16 protein-coding genes are annotated in these 17543 nt (G+C 44.5%); 7 read left to right on the forward strand and 9 right to left on the reverse strand.

The window, feature by feature from the left end:
- The first annotated feature begins 3 nt into the window (after positions 1-3).
- The 5 genes from HMPREF0999_RS22715 to HMPREF0999_RS12615 all read left to right on the forward strand — a co-directional run bounded on the left by HMPREF0999_RS22715 (position 4) and on the right by HMPREF0999_RS12615 (position 4532).
- Positions 4-174: a hypothetical protein gene (locus HMPREF0999_RS22715; protein ID WP_005856320.1), complete on the forward strand. Its 171-nt coding sequence runs from the start codon at positions 4-6 to the stop codon at positions 172-174.
- Between the two features lie 12 nt (positions 175-186).
- Positions 187-951, forward strand: coding sequence for a thiamine pyrophosphate-dependent enzyme (locus tag HMPREF0999_RS12600; protein ID WP_005856318.1), 765 nt, complete (start codon positions 187-189; stop codon positions 949-951).
- A gap of 18 nt (positions 952-969) precedes the next feature.
- Positions 970-1512: a 2-oxoacid:acceptor oxidoreductase family protein gene (locus HMPREF0999_RS12605; RefSeq protein ID WP_005856316.1), complete on the forward strand. Its 543-nt coding sequence runs from the start codon at positions 970-972 to the stop codon at positions 1510-1512.
- 104 nt (positions 1513-1616) lie between these two features.
- On the forward strand, positions 1617-3698 hold the full coding sequence (locus HMPREF0999_RS12610) for a putative porin (RefSeq protein WP_010182819.1): 2082 nt from the start codon (positions 1617-1619) through the stop codon (positions 3696-3698).
- 9 nt (positions 3699-3707) lie between these two features.
- Positions 3708-4532: a transporter substrate-binding domain-containing protein gene (locus HMPREF0999_RS12615; RefSeq protein ID WP_005856312.1), complete on the forward strand. Its 825-nt coding sequence runs from the start codon at positions 3708-3710 to the stop codon at positions 4530-4532.
- A 2-nt stretch (positions 4533-4534) separates the two neighbouring features.
- Here HMPREF0999_RS12615 and HMPREF0999_RS12620 read toward each other — a convergent pair whose 3' ends face one another.
- Positions 4535-6403: an ATP-binding protein gene (locus tag HMPREF0999_RS12620; RefSeq protein ID WP_009276073.1), complete on the reverse strand. Its 1869-nt coding sequence runs from the start codon at positions 6401-6403 to the stop codon at positions 4535-4537.
- 136 nt (positions 6404-6539) lie between these two features.
- Here HMPREF0999_RS12620 and HMPREF0999_RS12625 point away from each other — a divergent pair, with 136 nt between their 5' ends.
- A complete protein-coding gene (locus tag HMPREF0999_RS12625) occupies positions 6540-7820 on the forward strand; it encodes a DEAD/DEAH box helicase (RefSeq protein WP_010182817.1) in 1281 nt (426 codons plus the stop codon).
- Between the two features lie 96 nt (positions 7821-7916).
- Here the strand turns inward: HMPREF0999_RS12625 and rho are convergent, their stop codons facing one another.
- The 6 genes from rho to HMPREF0999_RS22720 all read right to left on the reverse strand — a co-directional run bounded on the left by rho (position 7917) and on the right by HMPREF0999_RS22720 (position 15517).
- A complete protein-coding gene (gene rho, locus HMPREF0999_RS12630; RefSeq protein ID WP_005856306.1) occupies positions 7917-9899 on the reverse strand; it encodes a transcription termination factor Rho in 1983 nt (660 codons plus the stop codon).
- A 201-nt stretch (positions 9900-10100) separates the two neighbouring features.
- Entirely contained in the window at positions 10101-11417 is a 1317-nt protein-coding gene (gene tilS, locus HMPREF0999_RS12635) for a tRNA lysidine(34) synthetase TilS (RefSeq protein ID WP_009276075.1), read from the reverse strand.
- 73 nt (positions 11418-11490) lie between these two features.
- Positions 11491-12255: a zinc ribbon domain-containing protein gene (locus HMPREF0999_RS12640; protein WP_005868214.1), complete on the reverse strand. Its 765-nt coding sequence runs from the start codon at positions 12253-12255 to the stop codon at positions 11491-11493.
- 1 nt (position 12256) lies between these two features.
- The gene (locus HMPREF0999_RS12645) at positions 12257-13354 is read right to left on the reverse strand and encodes a Nif3-like dinuclear metal center hexameric protein (RefSeq protein WP_009276076.1); all 1098 of its coding nucleotides are present in this window, start codon (positions 13352-13354) and stop codon (positions 12257-12259) included.
- A 111-nt stretch (positions 13355-13465) separates the two neighbouring features.
- Positions 13466-15223 (reverse strand): aspartate--tRNA ligase, encoded by a 1758-nt coding sequence (aspS, locus tag HMPREF0999_RS12650; protein ID WP_009276077.1) that lies wholly within the window; start codon positions 15221-15223, stop codon positions 13466-13468.
- Positions 15224-15343: 120 nt separating this feature from the next.
- A complete protein-coding gene (locus HMPREF0999_RS22720) occupies positions 15344-15517 on the reverse strand; it encodes a hypothetical protein (RefSeq protein ID WP_005856296.1) in 174 nt (57 codons plus the stop codon).
- Positions 15518-15603: 86 nt separating this feature from the next.
- Here HMPREF0999_RS22720 and HMPREF0999_RS21975 point away from each other — a divergent pair, with 86 nt between their 5' ends.
- Positions 15604-15741: a DUF86 domain-containing protein gene (locus HMPREF0999_RS21975; RefSeq protein ID WP_095231483.1), complete on the forward strand. Its 138-nt coding sequence runs from the start codon at positions 15604-15606 to the stop codon at positions 15739-15741.
- Positions 15742-15785: 44 nt separating this feature from the next.
- Here HMPREF0999_RS21975 and HMPREF0999_RS12655 read toward each other — a convergent pair whose 3' ends face one another.
- A complete protein-coding gene (locus HMPREF0999_RS12655; protein ID WP_005868212.1) occupies positions 15786-16598 on the reverse strand; it encodes a glycosyltransferase family 2 protein in 813 nt (270 codons plus the stop codon).
- Between the two features lie 222 nt (positions 16599-16820).
- Positions 16821-17543, reverse strand: a 723-nt coding sequence (locus HMPREF0999_RS12660) for a hypothetical protein (RefSeq protein ID WP_009276078.1), incomplete at its 5' end; no start/stop codon positions are given.

The following is a 17543-nucleotide window of genomic DNA, read 5'->3' on the forward strand; positions in this document are numbered from 1 at the left end:
CGTATGACACGAGGAAGTAAAGCTGACGAGATATTGACGCTGGTTTTTATGCTACTGGCCATAGCTGCCGTGGTATGTTACTTCGCTGTTAGCGATAAGGCCGTATTCTTGTATTGCGGCGGAGCGGCGATCGTATTGCGGCTGGTGCAATATGTCCTAAGATATATACATTAATAATTAAAGATTATGGAACTCAACGATATAATTAAACCGGAAAATCTGGTGTATGAAAAGCCCAGATTGATGAATGAAAATCCCATGCACTACTGCCCCGGTTGCAGCCACGGTGTGATACATAAGCTAATCGCCGAGGTTATAGCCGATATGGGTCTGGAAGATAAGACAATCGGTATCTCCCCCGTGGGATGTGCCGTATTCGCATATAACTACTTGGATATCGATTGGATCGAGGCAGCCCACGGACGTGCGCCAGCCATAGCTTCTGCTGTTAAACGCTTGAATCCGGAGAAGATGGTATTCACGTATCAAGGAGATGGTGACTTGGCGGCTATCGGTACGGCCGAGACGATTCATGCAGCCAACCGTGGCGAGAATATCGTGATCGTATTCGTAAATAATGCGATCTATGGTATGACCGGCGGACAGATGGCTCCGACTACACTGGAAGGTATGCCCACGGCTACCTGTCCTTACGGACGCAACATCGCCTTGAACGGTTACCCGCTGAAGATCGGTGATTTATTAGCCCAATTGGAAGGAACTTGCTTGGTAACACGCCAAAGCGTACAGACGGCCGCAGCCGTACGGAAAGCGAAGAAGATGCTTCGTAAGGCTTTCGAGAACGCTATGGCCGGTAAGGGTACTTCTGTGGTAGAGTTCGTCTCCACTTGCTCATCCGGCTGGAAGATGACTCCGGAAAAAGCCAATAAATGGATGGAAGCGAACATGTTCCCTTTCTACCCGCTGGGCGACTTAAAGAATGTTGAATAAGTAATACGGTAAACGACAATGAAACAAGAAATAATTATAGCAGGCTTCGGTGGACAAGGTGTATTGTCTATGGGTAAGATCTTGGCCTATTCCGGTTTGATGGAAGGCAAGGAGGTTAGCTGGATGCCTTCATACGGACCTGAGCAACGTGGCGGTACGGCCAACGTAACCGTTATCTTGAGCGACGAGCGTATCAGCTCACCCGTATTGAATGAATATGATATCGCTATTATCTTGAACCAACCTTCCATGGATAAGTTCGAGAGCAAGGTGAAACCGGGCGGTATCTTGATTTACGATGGTTATGGCATCCATACGCCAGCGAAACGTACGGATATTAACGTATATCGGGTAGATGCCATGGACGCCGCTACCGAGATGAAGAACGAGAAGGCATTCAATATGTTGATCTTAGGCGGGTTGCTTAATATCGTCCCGATGGTTCAATTGGAGAACGTCATGCTAGGATTGAAGAAATCCTTGCCCGAGCGTCACCATCATTTGTTGCCGATGAACGAGGCTGCCATTAAGAAAGGAATGGAGATTATACAGAAAATATAAGAAGCTCATTCATTGATGTGCCGATATGCCAATTAAGTTTTCTGATTGGCATATTGGCATATTTTATAATTGGCACATTATTTTTTGTTATATCTTTGCAACCCATGAAGTATTATCTATACATATTACTTTTTCTGATAGGAACGGCGGCTTCCGCGCATGCGCAAGGACGTTCCGGGAGCCGGGGAGGACGAGGTGGATTCTCGTTATCTAATTTATCATCCTCAAACAAGGAAATACCGGATAGCTTGCTGCAAACAGATAGCGCGGCGCTGAAATCAAAACGAATCATCGGTTATCGGCTCACGCCTCTTTTGGGAGAACGTTATATCGCTCCTATGGATACCAATCGATTAAATTTCGGGAATAGTACGTTGGTGGAAGCGAACTCATTGGCCGTAGGTTATCTGGCGAATGTGGGATCGCCGGCGCAAACCCGTATTTTTAACGAACGTAAGGAGGAACGTGATTTCATCTTCGCCGATGCCTATGATTATTATATCACGACCCCAACAAACGCTTATTTCTACGATACCAAAGTACCCTATACCCAAGTGACTTATACGACAGGAGGAGCCAGCCAGAATAAGATGGACCGACTGAAAGGGGTATTGACCATGAACTTTGGCAAAAAGATCAATGTCGGTGGCGAGATGGATTATATCTATAGCCGCGGATATTATAACTCCAACGGTAATAAATTATTAAGTTATCGTTTTTTCGGAAGTTATATCACCGACCGTTACGAGTTAAACGCTTATTTAAGTAATTTCAATTTCGTAAACTACGAGAACGGTGGACTTACAAATGACCAGTATATCACGAATCCCGATGACTTGGCCGAGAATCAAAGAAATATCGATAGTAAATCATACCCTGTCCGTTACACGGACACATGGAACCGTGTCCGTGGAAAACAATATTTCCTGACACAGAGATACAATCTCGGTTTTACTAAGGAATTGGAAGAAACCGATGAGGAAGGGAACGTAAAAGAGGTATTCATTCCGGTTTCCAGTATCATCCATACCATCGATTACGAAGATAACCGCAGACGCTTTATCTCTAATGATGCCGGGATCGATACCTGCTACACTCATCTTTATGGTATGGACGCATCTTTGAATGACCAGACTTCCTCTTGGAATTTAAAGAATACCTTTGCGTTGGCCTTGCGGGAAGGTTTCCAAGATTGGGCTAAGTTCGGGCTGACCGCCTTCGTTACTTTCGAGAAACGCCGGTTTAGATTGGCATCCCAAGTTCCCGGACTGGACTACGGTCCGGATGGTCGTGGAAGCTCTGAGCCAAGCACATTAAATTTCCCTACTTCCGAAGTATATGATGAGTTTACTACCTACATCGGCGGCGAATTATCCAAACGCCGTGGTAGCCTTCTTACCTACAATGTCCGTGGAGAATTAGGACTTGCGGGAAGTGACGCCGGAGAGGTCCGAGTGAGCGGAGACCTGCAAACAAAATTCAAACTTTTTAAGAAAGACGCTACGATCAAGGCGGAAGGATACATCAAGAACATCACCCCGGCGTTCTACCAACGTCACCATCATGGGCGTTACTATTGGTGGGATCTATCATTGAAAAATGTGCAAAGGATTTACGCCGGAGCGAAAATCAACTTGGAATCCACCCGTACCCAGTTATCCGGAGGAGTGGAAAGTATCCAGAATTATGTATTCTTCAACGGCAAAGGTTTGCCGGAGCAAAGCAGTAAGAACATCCAAGTTGTCTCAGCCCGTATCAAGCAAGATATCATGTATCGTGCGTTCGGATGGGAGAATGAGGTGGCCTATCAGCTTTCTAGCGAGAAGTCTCAACTTCCGTTGCCGGATATCAGCGCATACTCGAATATATATCTAGCGTTTAAGTTGGCGAAAGTATTAACCGTACAGATTGGCGCGAACGTATACTACAACACCGCTTATTACGCTCCTTATTACGAGCCGGCTACCCAGCAGTTCCAAGTACAGGAAGAAGACAAGAAAGTGAAGGTCGGTAATTATCCGTTGATCAACGCTTATGCGAATTTCCATTTGAAGCAAGCTCGCTTCTTCATCATGGCATACAATCTAGGCTCTAAGTTCGTTGACCCGAATTACTTCTCTCTTGCGCATTATCCGTTGGACCCGATGGTCTTGAAAATGGGTATCTCCGTGACTTTCAATAATTAATCGATTGCCATGAGATCTAAGAAGTTGCTTATCCTATACGCTTTTCTACTGATTGTCGCTGTAGTGACAATGGTACAGCTTTGGAGACTTAACCAACGTCCCCAAGAGATCGGACCTCGTGATTATCCGGAAATCAAGGAAGAAGGAATTCTTCGGATGATAACCGAGTACAATCAATCCGGATATTTCGTATCCGGCGATACGGTGCAAGGTTTTCAATACGAGCTTAGCCAAGCGATCGCTAAATTATCCGGATTGGAGGTTCAGACGCATTTGGAAATGAGTTTAGCGAAAAGCTTCGAGGAATTATCGGACAACAAATGCGACGTAATCGCAAGAAACATACCCATCACCTCCGAGATGCGGGAAAACTACCTGTTCACCGAACCGATCGTTCTCAACAAGCAAGTCTTGGTACAACGTACGGCAGAGGCGAACAACGGACAAGCCCCTATCCGTAACCAATTGGATTTAGCCCAAAAGACTTTATACATACCGAAAGATTCCCCGGCCTTATTGCGTCTGCAAAATCTGGGACACGAGATAGGCGATACGATCTACGTGGTGGAAGATGAGTTATATTCTACCGAGCAGCTTATGATCATGGTAGCCAAAGGCGATATCGATTATGCCGTATGCGACCAACAAATCGCCCGCATGACCCAGAAAAAACTGCCGGAAGTCGATATCCTAACGGATGTCAGTTTTACCCAATTGCAATCGTGGGCGGTCCGTAAAGACTCTCCTGTCCTACTGGATAGCCTAAATAGTTGGCTCCAGCAAATCAAAGACAGTGGATTATACGACCAGATTTATAAGCGCTATTACAAATAGGGCTATTCATGAGACGGCAAAATAAAGGAGAACTCCGAACCCACCCCTAATTCAGACGTAACATGTATCGAACCTCCCATCTTCACAACCAATCCTTTGCAGATAGCCAGTCCTAATCCGATTCCTTCCATATAGTCGTTTATTTTCACGAAACGGTCGAAGACATCTTTCAATTTTTCCTTATCGATGCCGATTCCCGTATCCCTTACGTAAAAACGTAATTGATCATCCGGTTGAATGGTATATCCCATCGTGATGCTACCTTCTTTCGTGTTCTTGATAGCGTTGTTCACCAAATTATTAATCAACTGCAACAGACGCATGCTATCCGTACCGAACATATGGTGGTCAGCCTCTTTCTCCAAAACCAACTTGACTCCTCCCGGAACCCGTAACTTGGCGGAAGCATAAATCGTATCCATCAATTCACTGACATCTAATTGCTCATATGTGATCTTTATCGCATCCGCCTCGATCTTCGAGATATCCAAGATGTCATTGATCAATTGCATCAACAATTGGTTATTCATCTTGATCACATCGTAGTACGACATACGTTCCTCATCCGTATCAGCAAAAGCCATCAATTCAGAGAAACCGGTAATCGCATTCAAAGGAGTCCGGATCTCATGGCTCATATCCGCCAGATATTTCGATTTCATCTTATCAGCGGCCTCAGCCTTCACCTTCGCCTCCTCAAGGCTTAATTCTTGATTCTTCCGTTCCTGAATATTCGTTGAACATCCAAGGATAACCGAAGGTCTTCCTTTCTCGTCCCGTTCATACACGGTAGCGAATACCTCTCTCCAAACATATTCCTTCTTGCCGGGAAATAGCATACGTGCCTCGATCCTTGCCTCAGAGATTTCCCCTCGGCAAAGACGGGTAAACATATTATGATAATGTTCTTGATCATCCGGATGCGCCCGGCTGATAAACTGCCCCCATGACACCTCTATCATATCTTCCGACATGGTATTCCAATCGTTCAAGGTCACAACGGAATCCTTGAAATTATGGGTACTGTCCGGATCGATGAAGATCGAGCATGTACGTATATCACTTATCCGCAATGCCATTTTCGTCAAGATCCGGGTTCTTCTCAAAGTATTCTCCGTAGCCAACTCGGAAGTTATATCTCTCCATAAAGCCAAGACAAGCGGCTTGCCATTATTTAGGGAAATAGGATATTTAGCGACCTCTATATCCCGGTAATCGCCGGAGGCCGATTTTACCTTGCCCTTGAATCTAGCGGTCAGTCCTGTCTTGATCACGTTCATATCGGTTTCCAGACGCTCCTCGGCAGTCATCAAGGCATTATAATTCACCTCGAAATCATCATGTCCCTCGATCTCCCGGGTTTCAATACCCGTTATTTCCTCCATAAAATGATTCCAATACAGGTAATTAAAATGGTTATCCCCATCTTTCACGAAAACCCCCAACGGTAACCGATCTAATATCGTATTGATCAGTTCTTGTAGATTTTTTTCTGTTTTCAGAGAAGATACATCGCACGTATAAACGATCACAAGCTCCTCATTAAAAAGGCTTGCTTGCGATAGATAATAATAGTTCTTTCCTTCAAAAGAGACCTCAAAAGAGAAATCCACTTTCACTTGCTCCTCGAAAACACGTTTAACCGCAGCTCTATAGATCTCATATTGATCGTAGTTCTTCCCGTCCGGGAACAACGCTTGAGGTTGCTTTCCGATACAGTTATTCGCTAAATAATGATAATAATCGTCTTTTGCAGAAATAACCTTGACAAGAGTAAGATTTCGATCTACTAATACGATCGTATCGGGACTCTTCTCCATGATCATCTCTAATCCAGACTGAACGTTACTTCCGCTTTCTAGACTATTCATATTAATTCTTTCGTTTTTGGGGTATAACTCGGGGATAAAGGTATTTATTTTTCTATTTATCACCAAAGAGAAACCTACCTATTGCATAATATTTCTAAATAATCTTTATCTTTACCGGGAATTTGAATGTAAAAAGATGAGATTTGATGAATTAGATTTGGAAGATGCCGTATTAGACGGGCTTTATGACATGAATTTTGACGAAACGACTCCAGTCCAAGAGTTAACGATTCCTGTCATTTTAGAAGGTAAAGACATCATCGCTTGCGCACAGACCGGAACCGGTAAAACGGCGGCATATGTTTTACCAGTTATTAATGAACTAAGCAAAGGTTGTCATCCGACAGACGCGGTGAATGCGGTCATTATGGCACCGACCCGGGAATTGGCTCAACAAATAGACCAACAAATTCAAGGATTCACTTATTTTATACCTTCCGTATCCGCAGTAGCCGTGTATGGAGGTACCGACGGAATCGCTTGGGAACAACAAAAGAGAGGTTTAGAGATGGGTGCGGATATCGTGATCGCTACCCCGGGACGTTTATTGTCCCATATTAAGTTAGGTACTGTAGATTTGTCTAAAGTGTCGTTCTTCGTCTTAGACGAGGCGGACCGCATGCTGGATATGGGTTTTTATGACGACATCATGCAGGTTCATAAACAGCTGCCCCCCTACTGCCAGACGATCATGTTCTCGGCTACCATGCCGCCTAAGATCCGGACGTTGGCTAAAACCATCCTAAAAGATCCGGAAGAAGTCAAGATCGCTATCTCACGCCCACCCGAATCTATCATGCAAACCGCATATATCTGCTACGATCCACAAAAGCTCAAGATTCTACAAGATCTCTTCACTCAAAGCCGCCCTCAACGGGTAATTATCTTCTCCTCTTCTAAAATGAAGGTGAAAGAATTAGCGTCTACCTTAAAAAGATTAAAGTTCAATGTAGCCGCCATGCACTCGGATCTAGAGCAATCCCAAAGGGAGGAGGTCATGAAAGAATTCAAGAGCGGACATATCGATATCCTTGTGGCTACGGATGTCGTAGCACGTGGAATTGATATCAATGACATCAAGTTGGTCGTGAACTTCGATATCCCGCATGATCCGGAGGATTACGTACACCGAATCGGACGTACGGCACGGGGTACGAACGGCGAAGGATTGGCGATTACTTTCGTATCGATCGACGAACAAGCACAATTCAAGCGCATAGAGGATTTCTTGGAAAAAGAGGTTTATAAGATACCGGTCAGCCCGGAATTCGGCGAAGTGCCCTTGTATGAGCCGGAAAAATACGGTATGAATAAAAGAGGCAGAGGACGGCCTCGTAAAAGTGAAGATAAAAGATCATCCTCGAGCCCACAAAAACGAAATATGGGACATCGTGGAAGACCTAAAAAGGTGCAATAAAAGCACTATACTTTTTAATAGAAAAACACTATACTTTTGGAGCTAAAACAATATTGCTTTGAACTCAAAAGTATAGTGTTTTTTTATGGGATATTATCAACCGTTCATGGATGCCAAGAATTCCATATTATCAACGGTTTGTTCCATCCGTTGCTTAACAAATTCCATAGCCTCCATAGAGTTCATGTCTGATAGATATTTGCGTAAGACCCACATACGGTTCAACGTGCTCTCATCCTGCAATAAATCATCACGGCGAGTGCTGGAAGCCGTGATATCCACAGCCGGATAGATACGTTTATTGGATAATTTACGATCCAATTGTAACTCCATATTACCCGTACCCTTGAATTCCTCGAAGATCACGTCGTCCATCTTAGAGCCAGTCTCCGTAAGGGCGGTGGCTAGAATCGTAAGGCTACCGCCATTCTCAATATTACGGGCGGCACCGAAGAAACGCTTCGGCTTCTGCAACGCATTTGCGTCCACACCACCGGAAAGCACCTTACCGGAAGCCGGTTGTACCGTATTATAAGCACGAGCCAAACGAGTGATCGAGTCAAGAAGAATCACGACATCATGACCACATTCTACCATTCGTTTCGCCTTGTTCAATACGATCTCAGCGATTTTCACGTGACGTTCAGCTGGTTCGTCGAATGTAGAAGCGATTACTTCCGCATCCACGCTACGAGCCATATCCGTAACCTCCTCTGGACGTTCGTCGATCAATAATATAATCATATAAACCTCGGGATGGTTGTAAGCGATAGCGTTCGCGATATCTTTCAGCAACATCGTCTTACCGGTTTTCGGTTGAGCGACGATCAAACCACGTTGCCCTTTTCCGATCGGGGAGAATAAATCAACCACACGTACGGCGATATTATCGTATACTTTCGGTGATTTACGTGCCGTAAGCATGAATTTCTCATCCGGGAATAACGGGGTCAAATGATCGAAAGGAACCCGGTCGCGAACCTCTTCCGGCGTACGGCCATTGATCTTGTCCACTTTCACCAACGGGAAATACTTCTCACCTTCCTTCGGCGGACGAATCGAGCCTTCTACCACGTCACCCGTTTTCAAGCCAAATAACTTGATCTGGGATTGAGAGACATAAATATCGTCCGGTGAAGTCAAATAGTTATAATCTGAAGAACGAAGGAAACCGTAACCATCTTGCATCATCTCCAACACGCCGGTTCCTGTAAGGATGCCGTCAAACTCATACATTTTCTCTTGAGCCTGCTGGTTGTTATTAGCGTTATTGTTATTACGGTTGTTATTATGATTATTCTGTCGATTGTTCTGTCGAGGATTATTCTGCTGGGGAGCGGCCTCGGGTTGAGGTTTGTTAGCCTCGGGTTTCGGAGCGGAGAACGGGAAAATCTGATCCAATACGGATTTAGCGTCCGGATGGCGAAATACGATGCGCTTAGGCTCTTCTTCCGTCGCTTGTGGTGAAGTGGTTTCTTCCGCTACCTCTACCGGAGTCGTATTTTCCGGCAAAGCGGCTTCTTCTTCCGTTTCAAGTTCCGCCACAACAGGAGGCAACAACGGTTTCTCCACCGGGCTCTCTACTACCGCCGGAGTTTCCACGGCCGAGATTTCCGTTACCATAGAGATCGTTTGCGGCTCTTTCGAAACCACCACTTCCTTGTTATCCTCGGAAGGAGCGATAGCGCCCGCTACCTTTTCCTTTTTCTCGATACGGACTCTTTTCTTACGTTCAGGCTGCTCTTTTTGCTCTTTCTTGTCAGCCGGAGCAGCCACTGGCTTTTCCGAAGCCTGTTGGGCACTCTCTGCAGCTTCGGCAGTCTCAGCCTTCGCCACTTTAGGAGAAGCGGCTTTAGCCGGACGGCCTCTCTTACGGCCCTCTACAGGCTTCTTAGCCTCTTTCTCTTTCATCTTTTCAGCCTGAATGCCGGCATAGGAGATCGCTTGCTCATCAAGAATCCGATAAACCAACTCTTCTTTCTTTAAGCTGCTAACTTTTTTTATTCCCAACTCTTCCGCGATACTTTGAAGTTCGGGAAGAAGTTTTTCATTTAGTTCTAGAATGTTATATTTCTGCATATTGCGAAGTAATAATATAAATGGCACATACACACGGATCACATATGCAAACACGACGTACGCCCAATGGTATCATTGTATCTTTATTAAATTATAATTTTCATGTAATAACCGGATTGTTCAGCTAATTTGAACCATTAGTAACATATCTGCGGAGTAAATCTTCGCAAATGTAAGAATATTTTTACAATAAACGAGGATTTAGCCCAAAAAATTCACAATTAGCACACGCTTTGTTGATTCGTCTATACGAAAACGATTATCAGTCCTTTCTCCTACCACCCAAACGATAGCGTCGCCACTACAAAGAAGCCATGTGCGCTCCTTCTCAATCCGGCTAAATTTATGATCGGAGAAATAGTCACTCAACTTCTTACGTCCTTTCATTCCGAAGGGAATAAACCAATCGCCTTCTTTCCAAGTCCGCAATGTTAAAGGGAAATCGAGTTTATCATAATCCAAATAAGCGATCCGCTTATTCTTCTCGATAGGGAAATCTATAGTTATAACAAGTTTTTGGAAAGATAGTTCAATAGGTTCATGATTAATGCCCTTTTCTGGATCTAAAACGAAGGTTCGCTTTTCCTTCTTCTCTAAAGAAGTGATCCATAAATAATCCCGATCCTTCAGCAAACGATGGGTGGAAGAGTAAAACAGCTTACCAGGCTCCTTGGTCAAGGCAGCGAAAATATCGTCCGAGACCAGACGGGTAAAACCATATTCTTTTAATAACTCATACAAAATCGTCTCCGGAGCCGGAAACCGCATCAACGCCCCGATAGAAAGACGATCATCCGATACGACAACCTCTTTCCGGGCTTGTTCCAATACATATATATATATAGTCTCTGCGGCAGAAAGATGCTCGGCGGAACGTGCGATGGTATTCCGGGCCGATGGATTTATCTCCTCCAAAAGCGGCAACACATTCAAACGGATGAAATTACGGGTATAAGCATCCGATAAATTCGTGCTATCCACCATATAGGCGTAGCCTTGATCCGCCAGCCAAGCCAAGATATCCTCACGGCTTACGCACAGCAAAGGACGGACGATGAAACCATTCCTCGGACGGATCCCGCTCATCCCCCGGATTCCCGTGCCCCGTATCAAATTCATCAAGACCGTCTCCACATTATCGTCCCGGTGATGGGCGACGGCGGTCGCCTGCCCTCCCAGCCGCTCCCGCATCTCCTCAAACCAAGCATAGCGCAATTCACGGGCAGCCATCTCTATCGAGAGATGCTTCTCTCCGGCATAAGAGATCGTATCGAAATCTATCTTATGAAAGGGTACTTCCAAAGATTCCGCGAACTCACAGGCAAATGCCTCATCCCGATCCGACTCCTCCCCACGCAAATGAAAGTTACAATGAAGCGCTATACACGGATATCCCAAACGCACCAATACGCCCAACAAAGCCACAGAATCGGCACCACCGCTCAATCCGACCAAAACCGGACGATCCTCGGATAACAGCCGGTACTTCTCTATATATAAACGTATCGTATGTATCATAACATCTTTGTATTAAAAACAATAATGGCCCTAGCCGGTTTTAGCTAGAGCCATTACTTATAGATCTTTTGAATTAATCTTCTACACCTGCTAATTCCGGGTCGATCATAATACGACCACAGTATTCGCAAACAATAATTTTCTTACGCAACTTGATATCCAATTGCTTCTGAGGCGGGATCTTGTTAAAGCAACCACCGCAAGCGCCACGTTGCACATAAACAACAGCCAAACCGTTACGAGCACCTTTACGGATACGCTTGAAAGCGGTCAACAAACGAGGTTCGATAGCAGCTTCCAGCTTCTTCGCTTTCTCACGAAGTTTCTCCTCATCCTGCTTTGTCTCGGAAATGATCTGCTCCAACTCACTCTTTTTCTGAACCAAGTCAGCCTTACGGCCTTCCAGCTTCTCAGTCAGTTCAGCGATATCTTTTTTCTTAGCGTCTACCGCCTCTCCGAATTCACGAATTTTTTTCTCTGAGAACTCAATTTCCAAACCTTGGAACTCGATCTCCTTAGACAGGTTATCAAACTCCCGGTTATTACGCACATTATCTAATTGTGCCTTATAGCGATCTATCAATGTGGTAGATTCCGTGATCTTATGCTTTTGCTCAACAACAGAAGTCTCAAACTCCTTGATCTCCGCTTGATAGTTCTGGAGACGTGTTTCCAGTCCTGCGATCTCGTCCTCCAAGTCTTGAACCTCCAGAGGAAGCTCACCACGAAGGGTCTTGATCTTATCAATTTCAGTCATCATCGTCTGAAGTTGATACAGCGTAGAAAGCTTTTCTTCAACCGTATATTCCTTTTCAGCTGATTGTTTATCTGTAGCCATTCTATAAATATTTTACTGGGTTTGAATTAACATTCGAAAAATGTACCGCAAAGGTAGGGAATTTTTTCGATATTATGTTATAAAATATGTCTTTTGTACAGATTTCCGATTCATAATGACCGATAACCGCCAGTAGAATCTGGTCCTCCACATCGTAAAAATCGTTGTACTTCGCCTCCCCCGTTATAAAGACATCGGCACCATACGCGATAGCGTCCTTGATCAAGAAAGCGCCGCTGCCTCCGCAGATAGCGACCTCTCGGATAGACTTACCCGTAAATGGGGAATGCTTCACGCAACCGACGTTAAACAGGGCCTTGATCCGTAACAAGAAACTTAACTCATCTTCCTCGGCAGGCAACTCTCCCACTACACCGGAACCTGCCTGTTCCCATGTGTTTGATAACGAATAAAAATCAAAAGCCGGCTCCTCATACGGGTGAACGGATAACAGAGCACGAGTCACCGCTGTCTTCTTGAATGCCGGAAGGATCATCTCCATACGCACCTCTTTCTCTACATGCACCTCGCCGATCTCACCACAAAACGGATTGCATCCCGCATTGGCACGGAATGTTCCCTCGCCATGTAAATTATAACTGCAAGCATCATAGTTCCCGATACTTCCCGCACCGGCATTGAACAAGGTATTCCGCATGATCTCGGCATAAGCCTCGGGGACAAACGTCACCAACTTCAGCAAAGCGCCTTTTTGGGGGCTCAAGATCCGTACATTTTGCAAGCCGATCAACTCTGCCAAACGGTAATTCACGCCTCCTACGGCATTATCAAGATTGGTATGGGCGGCATAAACCACCAAATCATACTTACACGCCTTCATCATGCAACGCTCGATATAATTGGAGCCAGTCAACGACTTAAACGACTTAAAGGCCAAAGGATGATGAGAGATGATCAGGTTGTATCCTATCTCGATCGCTTCATCAAGCACCTCCTCGGTAACATCTAGGCATAGCAACACACCCGTCGCATGCTGGTTCACGTCGCCAACTTGCACACCCGCATTGTCAAAACCTTCTTGAAGCGGCAGCGGGGCGTAATGCTCGATTTCTCTCAATATATCTTTAACCTTTACCATGCTAAATATCTTTTGATTTATGTTCGGGAGAAAAAGTAATTCCTTTCGGAAGAAAAGAAAATTCCATTCAGATGGAATAAGATTCCCATTCGAATGGAATTTCAGATTGGATTATTTCTTGATATCAACGATCAAATTCAGTTCGTCCAACTGGGCCGGATCCAAGACACCCGGAGCATCGAGCATAACATCTCGTCCAGAATTGTTCTTCGGGAAAGCGATACAGTCGCGGATAGAATCCAAACCGGCGAACAAAGACACGAAACGATCCAAGCCATAAGCCAAACCTCCATGAGGAGGCGCTCCGTACTTGAACGCATTCATCAAGAAACCGAATTGCTCTTGCGCTCTTTCTTCGGTGAATCCTAACAGCTTGAACATCTTATCCTGTAATTGGCTGTCGTGGATACGGATAGAACCACCACCCACTTCAACGCCATTGATAACCATATCATACGCATTCGCACGAACAGCGCCCGGATCCGTGTCCAACAACGGTATATCATCCGGATTCGGAGAGGTAAACGGATGGTGCATAGCGTAGAAACGTTGATCGTCCTCGTTCCATTCGAACAGTGGGAAGTCGATTACCCACAAGCAAACGAACTTATCCTTGTCACGAAGGCCTAATTGATTACCCATCTCTAAACGCAACTCGCAAAGTTGCTTACGAGTCTTCATCACATCGTCGCCGGAAAGGATCAAAATCAAATCACCCGGCTTAGCGCCGAACGCATTCTTCATTTCTTGAAGAACCTCTTGGCTATAGAATTTATCTACGCTTGATTTTACGTTACCATCCGCTTCCACACGGGCGTAAACCAAACCTTTAGCACCTACCTGCGGACGTTTCACGAATTCAGTCAGCGCATCCAGTTGTTTACGGGTATAGCTTGCAGCACCTTCCGCACAGATACCCCCTATGTAAGCGGCGTTATCGAATACGGAGAAACCATGGCCTTTCATGATGTCCATCAACTCGACGAACTTCATGCCGAAACGCAAATCCGGTTTATCGCTACCATATTGTTTCATAGCATCTTGCCAAGTCATACGCATAAACGACTCCTTGAACTCGACACCACGGATTACCTTAAACAAATGTTTCGCCATGCCCTCGAACATATTCAAGACATCCTCTTGCTCCACGAAGCTCATCTCACAGTCGATCTGCGTGAACTCCGGCTGGCGATCCGCACGCAAATCCTCGTCACGGAAACATTTTACGATCTGGAAATAACGGTCGAAACCGGAAACCATCAACAATTGCTTCAAGGTCTGTGGAGACTGAGGCAAAGCGTAGAACTGTCCCGGGTTCATACGGGAAGGAACCACGAAGTCACGGGCACCCTCCGGGGTAGAATTTACAAGAACCGGAGTCTCTACCTCCAAGAAACCTTGCTCATCCAAATAGCGGCGAACCTCGAACGCCATTCTATGACGAAGTTCCAGATTCTTACGAACGCAAGCACGACGCAAGTCCAGATAACGATATTTCATACGCAAGTCATCACCGCCATCTGTCTCCTCCTCGATCGTGAACGGAGGGGTAAGCGCAGTGTTCAGGACATTTAATTCAGAAACGATCAACTCAATATCACCTGTCGGGATATGCGCATTCTTGCTGGAACGCTCACGAACCGTACCCGTAACCTGAATCACGAATTCACGGCCCAGTTTATTCGCCTTTTCGCAAAGAGCTGCATCAACCTCCTGATTAAATACCAACTGAGTAATACCATAACGGTCGCGGATATCGACAAATGTCATTCCTCCCATTTTGCGGGTTTTCTGCACCCAACCGGCCAGTGTAACCACCAGACCTTCATCCGCAAGGCGCAAGTCGCCACAAGTTCTTGTTCTATACATCTTTATTATTTAATTTGCTAGATTTACCAATCTTTATACCTCGGTTTATTACAAACCGCAACCACAAAGATAATACTATAAATCTTAATAATTATTCTTTTAAGCAAATTAAAATACGTTTTACCCTCTGCTACCCAAGCTGTCCGTATCGGGATTAATCTCTTTCACAGCCTCCTTTACATCCTTGGCCGTTATTTTCTTCTCATTTTTAACAGCGATTTGCTCTACAGGATACTTTTCCTCCATCTCCTCCAATTTAGAGTCTACGGATGTTTTTGAATCATTTGTTCTCATATTCTCTATTTTATTAACGTAATAATGGCTATTAAACAAGCAAGTACTGCCAATGGTTTATAGCGATAGCGACATTGTCCGTGAACATGGAAGGAGTTATGGGAATGCGAGACATTATAGCACATCATTATTTCGATATAGACGCTGTTATAGTGTTTGATGTGATGAAAAATAATCTGCCAGCCATAAAAATGACTATTGATAAAATGTTATTTGATATTTGAGACACCTTCCGTGAGCGATACTGTGGATGAGGACAAAAAGCTATTTACCCCCGGATGAGCCTCTTATAGAGCAACGAACGCAAGCCATTAGGGAGAAGACGGGTCACTAAGCGAATACAGACATTCTTTAGCAAGGAGAAAAAGCCGATAAAACCCATCTTGTAAAACAGCGTCTGCAACCTCACTTCCGTTACGGCATACCGCCATCCTCCCCGCCGCCGAAACATATCCGGCGAGAAGCGGAAAAAGAGCAGGCTCTCTTGTATATTATAGAACCGGGCACCATTCATCAGCATCCGTACCCACAGATAATAATCCTCGAACAAAGGAAAATGCTTATATCCTCCAGCCTTTAGCACGGCCGACTTCCGAAACATCACCACCGGATGGTTCACCGGACACCTTCCCTTGGCAAACCTCAAGATATTTTCATGCTGCTCCGGCACTTTCCGCATGGAAAGTACATTTGATACCTCCCCTTCAAACTCATCGATCCAAGCCCCCACTACATCAATTTCCGGATGTTCCAAAAATATCGCCAATTGCTTCTCAAAACGATCCGGCTTAGCGATATCATCCGTGTCCATACGAGCCACAAGGTCATACGAACAATGCTTCAGCCCCTCGTTAAGAGCCTTGCCGAGACCTCGGTTGGTGGGCAAAGAAATCACTTTTAACTCAGGATGCTGGCTTGTGAATTCTTTTATGACCGCATACAGCTCATCCGTCAAAGGACCATCTTCCACCAAGACAACTTCTATAGGCAATAGCGTTTGCGTGAAGATACTGGTCAGACTTTGACGTAAAAATAGTGGGCTCTCTTTATGATATAAAGAAAGTAATACGGAAAATAACATAGACTTTCAGGAAAAGTATTATATAAGAAAAATTTCTATATGTACATATAAGATGTATCCGGAACACTTGAAGATTGACTCTTTACAGAGTCTGTACGTAAAGAACCGTCTCAAATCTATCTTTCTCATTCTCATGATCCTAATCTGCCTCATAAAAAAAACAACTCTCTGATTTACAGAATTAAAAAACATAAACATTCTTCATAACCACATTACACCAGCTCATCTCTTCGTTGCAAATTTCATACCCACTCTACTTAAGACATTTTTTAGCGCTCTCCGTTGCTTAGGTGATATTTTCCACTGAAGCCAATTAGTCATATCAATCTTTATCTGTTGAGAGAGAGGAACAATGCCTCTACCAGAATCTATATACAAGCTCAATCTACTCAAATTTTCAACAGCATGCCTAATCCATTTACCTTTATATACTCCATGTATATATGGCAAGATATATTCTGAAACTGCCACCACATCTTTATAATCCTCTGATGGAGCAACAGCGGCTTGTTCATTTATTGAGTTTTCAATATCCCATGCACTAAGAGAGCCATCGCCTAACAGCTCAACAAAAAGATCCTTTCGAAATATTCCAAATTGAAGATTGATAGCATAGGGGATTTGCTTATTGACACTACGCAATAAAGGAAAAGATTTAATTTTAGATCCTTTAGGAGTAGGGCCTAAATTACAATACCTTATCTCGTGGCTATCCATATAGTCAAGTAACCGCTCTATTAATGAATTGTCAACATTGTCACTCAAGATAATGTCATCACACATCAACATTACATACTTCGATTTTATAACTGGCAAAGCCGCTATAGTACGCTCAACCCAAGTATCATTTTGCTTATTATTGCATATACAAGTAATACCTTCATACGATTTGGTATTGGTGGTTAGAATAAACTCATAGGGACAATCACTCCAATATCTCCGATA

The sequence above is a fragment of the Parabacteroides sp. D25 genome, assembly GCF_000307475.1.
Classification (GTDB): Bacteria; Bacteroidota; Bacteroidia; order Bacteroidales; family Tannerellaceae; genus Parabacteroides; species Parabacteroides distasonis.